Annotated in this window: 10 protein-coding genes; 8 read left to right on the top strand and 2 right to left on the bottom strand. The window is 61.8% G+C overall.

What is annotated here, in order from left to right:
• Positions 1 to 337: 337 nt before the first annotated feature.
• Both H8S62_RS17545 and H8S62_RS17540 read right to left on the bottom strand, forming a co-directional pair.
• Positions 338 to 670, bottom strand: coding sequence for an AzlD domain-containing protein (locus H8S62_RS17545; protein ID WP_173023946.1), 333 nt, complete (start codon positions 668 to 670; stop codon positions 338 to 340).
• Positions 667 to 1,401: an AzlC family ABC transporter permease gene (locus H8S62_RS17540; protein ID WP_186920421.1), complete on the bottom strand. Its 735-nt coding sequence runs from the start codon at positions 1,399 to 1,401 to the stop codon at positions 667 to 669. The genes H8S62_RS17545 and H8S62_RS17540 overlap by 4 nt, the downstream gene beginning before the upstream one ends.
• Positions 1,402 to 1,598: 197 nt before the next feature.
• On the opposite strand from H8S62_RS17540, the gene H8S62_RS17535 reads away from it, so the two are divergent.
• From H8S62_RS17535 to H8S62_RS17500, 8 genes are all read left to right on the top strand, one after another.
• Positions 1,599 to 2,498, top strand: coding sequence for a diacylglycerol/lipid kinase family protein (locus tag H8S62_RS17535; protein WP_186920422.1), 900 nt, complete (start codon positions 1,599 to 1,601; stop codon positions 2,496 to 2,498).
• A gap of 230 nt (positions 2,499 to 2,728) precedes the next feature.
• Positions 2,729 to 3,721: a radical SAM protein gene (locus H8S62_RS17530; protein WP_155148517.1), complete on the top strand. Its 993-nt coding sequence runs from the start codon at positions 2,729 to 2,731 to the stop codon at positions 3,719 to 3,721.
• 35 nt (positions 3,722 to 3,756) lie between these two features.
• Entirely contained in the window at positions 3,757 to 4,746 is a 990-nt protein-coding gene (locus H8S62_RS17525; protein WP_155148515.1) for an ABC transporter substrate-binding protein, read from the top strand.
• Positions 4,743 to 5,543: an ABC transporter permease gene (locus H8S62_RS17520; protein ID WP_186920420.1), complete on the top strand. Its 801-nt coding sequence runs from the start codon at positions 4,743 to 4,745 to the stop codon at positions 5,541 to 5,543. The genes H8S62_RS17525 and H8S62_RS17520 overlap by 4 nt, the downstream gene beginning before the upstream one ends.
• On the top strand, positions 5,540 to 6,304 hold the full coding sequence (locus tag H8S62_RS17515) for an ABC transporter ATP-binding protein (protein ID WP_155148512.1): 765 nt from the start codon (positions 5,540 to 5,542) through the stop codon (positions 6,302 to 6,304). Before H8S62_RS17520 ends, H8S62_RS17515 begins: the two co-directional genes overlap by 4 nt.
• Before the next feature lie 293 nt (positions 6,305 to 6,597).
• Complete coding sequence (locus H8S62_RS17510) at positions 6,598 to 7,641, top strand: uroporphyrinogen decarboxylase family protein (RefSeq protein WP_186920419.1); 1,044 nt, start codon at positions 6,598 to 6,600, stop codon at positions 7,639 to 7,641.
• Positions 7,631 to 8,596: a GTP-binding protein gene (locus H8S62_RS17505; protein ID WP_186920418.1), complete on the top strand. Its 966-nt coding sequence runs from the start codon at positions 7,631 to 7,633 to the stop codon at positions 8,594 to 8,596. Before H8S62_RS17510 ends, H8S62_RS17505 begins: the two co-directional genes overlap by 11 nt.
• 364 nt (positions 8,597 to 8,960) lie before the next feature.
• The gene (locus H8S62_RS17500; protein ID WP_256284823.1) at positions 8,961 to 10,241 is read left to right on the top strand and encodes a cytosine permease; all 1,281 of its coding nucleotides are present in this window, start codon (positions 8,961 to 8,963) and stop codon (positions 10,239 to 10,241) included.
• The last annotated feature ends 155 nt before the right edge of the window (positions 10,242 to 10,396 follow it).

The following is a 10,396-nucleotide window of genomic DNA, read 5'->3' as shown; positions in this document are numbered from 1 at the left end:
CCTCCATCGCTCCTATTTTTGTATAGCTTCGTTTGCTCATAACAATACCCCCTGATGTAGTTCTATTATCCTACATCAGGGGGCATTTTGTCATTGTCCGTTTTTACTGGGGCTGTTCAGATTGCGGAAGCGCTTTTCATAAGTCGTATTTTATCCGTCCCTATCCGCCGGATTGGCGGACAGGGCGGAAATGCGGCGCAGAGAAGAAAAATCGGGCCCGGAGCGCCCGGGGCCGCGCCCTGTTCCAGGGCGATTTTAAATGAGACGGAATCAGACTTTAAAAGGAAACCACAAAACCGGCCCGCGGAGCGGGCCCGGCGAGGCGACGGCAGAGGGGCTATACGAATACAAACTGGACCAGAATCATATAGAGGATGGTCCCGCCAAAGATGGAGATGAGATTGTTGCGCTTCCAGAGGTGGAGGGCCACCACCGCGGCCACCGCGATCAGCTGGGGCGCCCAGAGCGCCGGAGCGGTAAAGGAGATCCCTTTCAGGCAGTAGACGATGAGCATGGCGATGATGGCCGGCGGCAGGACGCGGCCCAGGTAGAGCACCACCTTGGGGGGCGCCTCCCCGCGGTCGAAGAGGAGGAAGGGCAGGAAGCGGGTGAGAAAGGTGACGCCGGCCATGATGGCGATGGCCAGCACGGCGTGTACGGTGGGATTCACTGTGCGGCCACCTCCTCCCCCTCCGTGCGGTCCTCCAGGCGGCTGCGCAGCGCCAGCAGGAGCACCACTATCACGCCCAGGGAGACCAGCAGCATCTGCTGCTGACCCAGGCCCCACAGGGCGGGCACGATGATGAGGAAGAGCACGGTGCACCCGGCCCCCAGGAAGGCGGGCAGATGCCGCTTGTAGCTCTGCCACTGCTCCACCGCGATGACTACGAAGAGTGCGGTCATGGCGAAGTCGATGCCGGTAATGTCAATCTTCCCCGCCAGAAGGCCGCCGGCCACGCCGCCGATGACCGAGCCGGCAATCCAGTAGATCTGGTCCAGGACGGCGATGGAGAAATAGTAGTTCTTGGGGTCCACCCCCACAGGGACGGCGGCCCCCGCCAGGAGGGCGTAAGTCTCGTCGGTGAGGGAGAAGATCATGTAGAGCTTCCGCCGGCCCATGCCGCGGAACTTCTCCAGCATGGAGAGGCCGTACACCAGATGCCGGAAGTTGATGAGCAGGATCATCACCGCCACCGTTCCCAGGCTTGCGGCGGTAGCCAAAAGGCTCACGCCCAGGTATTGGCCGGAGCCGGCGTAGATGGTCAGGCTCATGAAAAAGGCCCAGATAAAGTTGAAGCCCGCCTTTTCCAGCATCAGCCCGAAGGCGATGCCGATGGAGAGATACCCCATCAGCACCGGAAGGGTGACCGGAAAGGCGGCGGACAGCGCTTTGCGGTCCATGTCCCGCGCCCCCTTTGGCATATTTACATTAACTTGATAAAGCAACATTGTAGAGCTTTTTATTGGAAAAGGCAAGCAGGTGGCGGCAAATTCTATAAGATGGAAAAAGCGGCGTTGCTTTTTGGGCAAAATCCTGTATAATAACCCCATAATCAGGACCTTAAAACGCACTGAAACCCGGAGGAAATTTGGATACCATGAAAAAGATGCTCTTTATCTTTAATCCCCAGGCGGGAAAGGGCCAGCTCCGGCCAAAGCTGTCCGCCGTGCTGGACGTCTTTACCAAGGCGGGCTGGCTTGTCACCGTCCACCCCACCCAGTTTAAGGGCGACGCCACCAACTTGACCGCAGAGCTGGGCGGCGAGTTTGACCGCATCGTCTGCTGCGGCGGGGACGGCACCCTCCACGAGACTGTCACCGGTCTCATGACCCTGCCCGAGCGGCCGGAGATCGGCTACATCCCGGCGGGGACCACCAACGACTTCTCCCGAAACCTCCGTCTGCCCCGCGGTTACGAGAAGCTGGCCGCCGTGGCGGCTGCGGGCTGCCCCAGGGCGGTGGATATCGGCCGGTTCAACGACCGGTTTTTCGTCTACGTGGCTGCCTTCGGCGCCTTTACAGACGTGGCCTACGACACGCCCCAGCAGTTTAAAAATATGTTCGGCCACCTGGCGTACCTGATGGAGGGCATCGCCCGGCTGGGGAACCTCAAGGGGTACGAGGTCTCGGTGGAGTACGACGGCGGCGTGGTGGAAGGGGAGTATATCTTCGGCATGGCGAGCAACACCGTCTCCGTGGGAGGACTCATCGGCCTGCCCGCCGACACCGTGGCCCTGGACGACGGCCTGCTGGAGGTGGTGCTGGTGCGGATGCCCAAGAGCCCTGCGGAGTTTCAGGCCGCCATCGGCGCCCTGATGAAGCAGACTACCGACGAGGCTGCGGGGGTCGTCGGCTTCCACACATCCAGGCTGAGAGTCACCTGTACCGAGGAGGTCCCCTGGACGCTGGACGGGGAATACGGCGGCAGCCCCAGGACCGCGGATATCGAGAATTGCAGACATGCCGTGACGATTGTATACGGAAACGAAACGAAATGATTGAAAACAGACCGGGAGCGCCGCATTGCGGCGCTCCCAGTCTGTTTTTATAAAGCGGCAGGCGGCGCGACTGCGATAAAGTACAAAAATCCGTGGGAAAAAACAAGAAACCACAATCGCACTCCTTTATACTATTACTGTTCAGGCGCGGTAGGTACGGCGCTTCCCGTCAGAGCGGTCTCAATGCGGGGCAGGGCGCTGTGAAATCAGGAAAAGGCGGTTATTCGACCATGACGGATTTAGAACTGATAGAGTACGCGGAGAAGCAGATTCACAGCGGCAGCCTTCTGAGCAGGGAGCAGATTGTTCAGCTGCTGGGAATTGCGCCGGGAAGCGAGGCGTGGACGGCGCTGGGCCGGGCGGCGCACCGGGCGGCCATGGATCTGACGGGCGGCCGGGCCTACCTCTGGGGCGCCATCGGCGTGGACTTCGCCCCCTGCTCCATGAACTGCGACTTCTGCTCGCTGGGCGAAAAGTGGGGCATTGTCGGGGACAGGCGGGAGTACGACGAGGCGGAGACCGTCCGCCAGGTGCGGGAATACGCGGAGAGCGGTGTACGCTGGATTGTTCTGCGCACCACGGAATTCTACTCCCAGGCCCAGCTGGGCGAGATGATCCGCCATATCCGCGCCCAGGTGCCGGGTCCCTACGAGCTGGGCCTCAACATCGGAGAATTCGGTCTGGAGACAGCCAACTGGCTGGCGGGCTGCGGCGTGGACTTTATCTACCACTCCCTCCGGCTGGGGGAGGGAAAGGACACCCGCTTCGCTCCCCAGAACCGTATCGACACCCTGCGGGCTATCCAGGCGTCGCCCCTGAAGCTGGTGTTCCTGGTGGAACCCATCGGGGTGGAGCATACGGACGAGGAGATTGCGGACATCTGCCTCCTGGCCGCCGACTGCGGGGCCGTCGTCTCGGGGGCGATGGCCCGCATCCCCGTGCCGGGCACCCCGCTGGGCGTGTACCCCCAGCTCAGCGATGAGCGCATGGCCCAGATCATTGCGGTGATTCGTCTGGCCTGCGGGTCCTGTGTGCCGGATATCTGCATCCACCCCGGCACCCGGCTGGCAATGGAGTTTGGCGCCAACGTGACCGTGGTGGAGACAGGGGCCATTCCCAGGGACGCCTGCTGCTGCTCCGGCGGGAAATGGCACCAGTTCGACACCGTACGGGCCGGAGAGCTGTTCGGGCAGGCTGGCTATACCGTCCACCAGACGGCGTAAGCGGATGCTGATATCATTTCAAGGAGGAGCAAGAGATGAACATTCGGAAAACAGGAATTACCCTGCTGCTGGCGGGGGTGCTGCTGACCGGGCTGTGCGCGGGCTGCGGCACTGCCGTGCAGCCGGAGGACGGCGCGTCCCCCGCACCGGTGCAGGCCGCCGTGGGTACCTGGAAGACGGCCCAGACACTGACCCCATACTTTTATCAGGAGGCCCTGGGCGGCGATGCGGCCATCGACGTGAAGCCCTTTACCAACCCCGGCGACCAGAAGACCGCCCTCCTGGCGGGCAGCCTGGATATGACCGGCACCACCATCCCCACCGCCATCACCGCCGCCTCCAAGGGGGAGCCCATCAAGGTGGTGGTCAGTCTGTGCAACAAGTGCTCCGCCCTGGTGGTGGGAGAGGACTCCGATATTGAGACCGAGGCCGACCTGAAGGGGAAGACCATCGCCTATGTCCCCGGCACCATGCACCACGTTCTGCTGCTGGACGTGCTGAAGCGGGCCGGGCTGGACCCGGACGAGGACGTGACCCTGGTGCGCATAGATTTCTTCGACATGGGCCAGGCTCTGTCCGACGGCACCATCGACGCCTTCCTCAGCGGTGAGCCATACCCCTCCCAGGCCGTCCGGGACGGGTATGGCCGCATCCTGAGCTACCCCTATTTTGACGACAGCATCGGCGCCATCAACGCCGGGATGATCGTCACCGAGGACACCATCAAGAACCGCCCCGAGCTGGTCCAGAGCCTGGTAAACGCCCACATCCAGGCCACCGAGCGGATGAACAGCGACCGGGACGCGTGGCTGGACAAGGCGGCCTCCTTCGGCACGGACAAGGCTCTTCTGGAGGTCTCCGCGGAGAATATTGAGCTTTGCTGGGACATTGACGAGCAGTATATCCAAAACACCAAGAATCTGGCCCAGCAGATGCTGGAGCTGGGCATGATCGACTCCATTCCGGATATCGACGCCATGTTTGACCTCTCCTTTCTGGAGCAGGCGAAAGAGGCCCGGGATTGAAACGCCGCCGCATCCGTTTCGACACCGTTGGGCTGATACTCCCCGCGCTGGTGCTGCTGCTCTGGTTCGCCGTGACCGCCTGGGGCGGGATGCCGGAGTATAAGCTGCCCTCCCCACAAAAGCTGCTGTATGTGCTGGCCGACTTCGCCACCGGCCGGTTGGGGATTACGCCCTATTCCGGCACCCTCTGGGGCCATCTGTTCCACAGCCTGCGGCGGGTGGCCGGCGGATTCGCGCTGGCCGCGGCCTGCGGCCTGGCCCTGGGCTTTCTCAGCGGCCGCATCCCACTGGCCCGGCGGCTGGTGGACCCGCTGATCCACCTGGTCCGCACCATCCCCGGCATCGGCTGGCTGCCGGTGGCCATCGTTTGGTTTGGCATCGGCGAGGGGAACACCCTGTTTTTAATTGCCCTGGCCTCCTTCTTTCCCATCTATCTCAACACCGTCCACGGCACATCCCAGGTGCCGGAGGTGACGCTGCGGGCCGGGCAGATGCTGGGCGCCAAGGGCTTCACCCTCTTCCGTACGGTGGTCCTGCCCGCCGCCTTCCCCGATGTGGCGGTGGGGCTGCGCCTGGGGTTGGGGGTGGCCTGGGCCTATCTGGTACTGGGCGAGGTCACCGGCGTGACCGAGGGCCTGGGAGCTGTCATGACCGACGGACGGATGCTGGGCCATGTGGATATCGTCCTGGCGACCATGATTGTGATCGCCTGTGTGGGCAAGCTGACCGACTGGCTGCTGCTGGCGGCCTGCCGGGCGGTTTGTCCCCAGATGCGCAGGGGGAGGGATGTGCCATGAGCGAGCAGGGGCTGAGCGTCAGTGAGGTCTGCCAGACCTTCCGCAACGAGAACGGCACCCACACGGAGGCCCTGGACAACATCTGCCTCACAATCCGACCGGGGGAGATCGTCTCCCTCCTGGGCCCCAGCGGCAGCGGGAAGAGCTCGCTTCTAAACATCATCGCCGGATTCGACGCGCCGGTATCCGGCGAGGTCCGGCTGGACGGGGAGAGGATTACCGGGCCCTCAGCCCAGCGGTGCGTCGTGTTCCAGACCCCGGCCCTCTTCGAGTGGCTGACCGCCCGGGAAAACGTGACCTTCGGGCTGAAGCGCAGCAGAGTACCCCCTGCCCGGCGGCGGGAGGAGGCCGGCGAGATGCTGCGGCTGGTGGGGCTGGACGGCTTTGAGGACAGCTACCCCCACGAGCTTTCCGGCGGGATGCAGCAGCGGGTGGCGCTGGCCCGGGCCTTCGTCCTCCACCCCCGGCTTCTGCTGATGGACGAGCCCTTCGCCGCCCTGGACGCGCAGCTGCGCTACCTGATGCAGAGTCTGCTTCTGAAGCTCTGGAAAAAACGGGGGCAGACCATCCTCTTCGTCACCCACGACGTGGAGGAGGCCATCCGCATCTCCCACCGCGTCGTCATCTTTGAACGCCGGCCCGGTCGTATCCGGGAGGAGCTGACCGTGCCCTTCCCCATGGAGAGGCGCGGGGAGCTGCTGGGGGAGCCTGGGTTTCAGGCCCTGCGGGAGCAGATTCAGCGGTTGATGTTCACGCTGTAAGCCGGAGGCTTCGGGCAGCCGCAATCAGAATACCTGTAAAAGCCGGGCAGGCGGAATCATCCGCCTGCCCGGCTTTTTGCACCGTCGGAGGGTGTGGGGCCGTCCGAGGCAGCAATCAGAGAAAAGAAAGAATAAAACTACCAAAATGAGCGGGAAATTACATGGGAACTATATTAAAAATGTTGTAAGATAAGCCTGTCAAATAAAAGGAAAACTTCTGCTAAAAAGAAATTAATTCTCCAATCAGTAAAATAAATGTATTTATACCCAAACTTATTTCAGGAGGAAGACGTATGAATTCCATGGAGCGCGTTACCCTGGCCCTGCAGCACAAGGAGCCTGACCACGTACCGGTGTATCCGCTGATCAACAGCGTATCGAGGAAGGCCCTGGGCATCTCCTACGAGGAGTGGTCCAAGGACGTCAAAAAATGCGCCGAGGCCATTATCAAGACCACCGAGGAGGTGGGCTGCGACTGTATCAGCACCCTGGTGGACCTCTCCGTGGAGGCGGCGGACTGGGGCCAGGAACTGGAGTACAGCGAGGACGCGGCCGCCCACCCCAACTACCAGAACTGCCTGATTCAGGGCGAGGACGACTATGATATAATCGGCGTGCTGAATCCCCGGGAGACCCCCCGCATGAGCGAGCACATCGAGCTGGCCCGCCTGCTCTACGAGGCCAAGGGCCAGGAGATGCCCATCGTCGGCTTTGTGTTCGGCCCGCTGGGCATCCTGAGCATGATGCGCGGCCAGGACAACCTGTACATCGACCTGCTGGTGTGCCCCGAGAAGCTGAAGGGCGCGCTGAAGAACATTGCCGAGACAGTAAAGGAGCTCTCAATCGCCCTGCTGGACGCCGGCTGCCACGCGGTGATGTACGATACCCTCTTCGCCTCCCGCTCCATCATGAGCCCCGAGATGTGGGATGAATTTGAGGGCGTCTACATGGTGGACATCTGCAATGCCGTCCGGGCGCACGGCGGGATGGTGATGCTCCACAACTGCGGCAACGGGATCTATATTAAGGAGCAGATTGAGCGGATGCACCCCGTGCTCATCTCCCTGCAGCACCTCCCCCCGGACTGTGAGACCATGGACGAGCTGAAGGAGAAGTACGGCAAGGACATTACCATTATGGGCCATGTGGAGCCGGGCTTCATCTACGCCGCCTCCGAGGAGGACGTGCGGCGGGTCTGCCGGGAGCAGATTGACGCCTATAAGAAGGACGGCGGCTTCGTCCTGGCCAGCGGCTGCGAATACCCGGCCGCCCTGGACTTCCGGATGGCGAAGGCGATGGTGGAGGAGGCGCGGACTTACGGCAAGTATGAGCACTGAGCCGGCGGACGCAAGAACGGCCTGCCGGACGCACGTTGACCTGATCTCCGGCTTCCTGGGCGCCGGAAAGACCACCTTTATTCAGAAATACTGCGCCTGGCTGCGGGAAGAGGGGATCTCCTTCGCGGTGGTGGAGAATGAATTCGGCGCGGTGGGGGTTGATGCGGCGGCGCTGAAAGCGTCCTATGCCGACATACACGAGCTGTCGGGCGGATGCATCTGCTGCTCCATGCTCCCCAATTTTACCGTGCTTCTCTTAAAGCTGGCTGGGCGGTATGATCGCATCATCGTGGAGCCGTCAGGCATTTTCGACGCCACGTCCTTTTTCGAGATCATGGAGCTGGTCCGCGCCCGCAGCGGGGCGGAGAGGGGTTTCTGCGCGACGATTGTGGACCCACGCTGTCTGTGCCGCCTGCAGGAGGAGGAGCTTTGCGTGCTCCAGAGCCAGCTTGCCGGATCCAGCAGCGTGATTTACAGCAAGTGCGACCTGCCGGAGCTCCCGGAGCTGGCGGTGTGCGGCGAGTTTCTCCGCGCGCTGGCGGAGGACGGGGCGCTGCAAATTATGGAGACGCCAGCCCACCTGATGCGGCAAAACGACTTTGGGACCCTGCTGGAGCAGCGGGCCGTTCTGCGGCCCGTCGCGCTGAAAAAGCTGAATCATGCGGCGCTGTTCCACTGCCCGTCCTGCAAGCCCGACGTCACTTTTACAAGAGCGCAGCTGGAGTGGTTCCTGACCCGCTTCCTGGAGGGCGGGGCCGCGCGGGACATCCTGCGCATCAAGGGGACGGTCCGGGCGGCTGGCGGGGGCTATTTCGCGGTCAACTGCACGGTCTGCGACTGCATGGTGGAAGAAGCGGAGACCGGGTACGGCATTTTGTATTTTATCATGAGGGGAAGCCCCACAGCGGAGCTTCGCGTCCGTATGGACGCGCTGTTCTCGTCGCTTCCCGCATAGCCCGCGGCGATGCGGACAAAAGGACGGCAGCGAAAGGCTGCCGTCTTTTTGATCGCAAAAATCGTTAAAAAAGCGACAAATGGCAGGGATTTTCCCATGCGAATAGGAAAAAACGGCGGCGGCGGGTATTCGCATATAACAAGAATGGATGCAATTGGATGAAAAAAACGAAGTAAAATGCACAAAAACTTCTTGACATTCCCCTAAGGGGAGGGTTTATGCTTGGTGCGAACAGGGGAAACCGCCGCGGCGAGGGTCCGGCAGAGGATGCTCACCCGTCTGGGATGCCGGCGCTGTGTGTGTGACAGCGCCGGGGCGGGGCGCGGGACAGCCCCTGAATTGACAGCGAAAGGGATGTGTGTATGTGAAAAAGTCAGAGACAAATGCGGCCCCCGAGGTCCAAAGCAGCGACGAATTCAGCAACCAGCGAGTCCCTATGACCGCGCGCAAGGGTTTTTTAAACCTGCTGACGGTCTCCCTGGGCTACGTGTTCGTAGTCACCTCCATGCAGGCGGGCGGCAACATCGGCGCGGGGCTCAACTTTAAGGACACCGTACTCGCCACTCTCCTCAGCAGCGCGATTCTGGCGGTCCTGGCCTGCGCCATGGGCGTGATTGCCTCCAAGAGCGGCCTGAGCCTGGGCCTGCTGAGCAAGTTCTCCTTCGGCAAGGCGGGCACCTATGTGCCCGTGGCCATCGTGGTGGTCACCACCATCGGCTGGTTCTCCATCGACGCGTACCTCATCGGCCAGTCGACCAACACCCTGTTCCCCATTATCCCCATCGTGCCCATCGCCATCCTGGGCGGCGTCGGCATGACCCTCACCGCCATGCGCGGCATGAAGTGGATGACCTACCTGAGCAATCTGGCCGTGCCCCTCATCATCATCTTCGGCGCCATCTCCATGGGCCTGGCCGTGCACAGCGCGGGCGGCGTCTCCGGCATGATGGCGATTCCCCAGGAGAACCCCGTGGACTTCGGCCAGGCAGTGGCCTGGGGCGTGGGCTCCTACGCGGTGGGCGCGGTGATGTTTACCCCCGACATCATGCGCTTCGCCAAGAACGCCAAGACAGCCGTCATCGTCATGATCATCACCATGATGCTGGGCAACACCTTCATGCTTCTCTCCGGCGCCATCGGCTCCGTGGTCACCGGCACCCCCGACGTGGCCATCATGCTCTCCATGCAGGGTCTGCTGGCCCCCGCGTTCCTGGTGCTGGTGCTTAACATCTGGTCCACGGCCCAGGGCTGCGTATACTCCGGCTCCATGTCCCTCAACAGCGTGGTGCCCAAGGTCAAGCGCACCTGGCTGGTCATCGGCTTCGGCGTGATCGGCATTATCTTCGCGCTGGTGGGCTTCTATAACTACTTCGGCACCTATATCGACTTCCTCTCCTCCACCGTGCCGCCTCTCGCCGGTATCTTCCTGGCCGACTTCCTGGTGACCTATAAGCGGGACTACCCCGAGACCGAAAACGTGGAGCTGCCCACCATCAATATCGCCGGCTTCATCGCCTGGATCGTGGGCTTCCTGGCCTCCAAGATCCCCTTCGGCATGTCTGTTATCAACTGCATCATCGTGGCGTTTGTCGTGAAGGCCGTTCTGGGCATGGTGATGGGCAGCGGCGCGAAGAAGAAGGCTTAAAAAACCGCACCTGTCAAGAAAGGATTGGACGTTACTATGAAAGGCTTTGCAGAACATTTTGTGGACGACGGCAAGAACTTTGAGGTAAAGGACGCGGCGCTGGTCATAGTGGATATGCTCAACGACTTCTGCAAGGAGGGCGGGGCGATGGTCCT

The sequence above is a fragment of the Lawsonibacter faecis genome (assembly GCF_014287675.1).
GTDB classification, from domain to species: Bacteria; Bacillota; Clostridia; order Oscillospirales; family Oscillospiraceae; genus Pseudoflavonifractor; species Pseudoflavonifractor faecis.
Note: the sequence above shows the minus strand (reverse complement) of the source record. Positions and strands in the feature narration are given on the sequence as shown.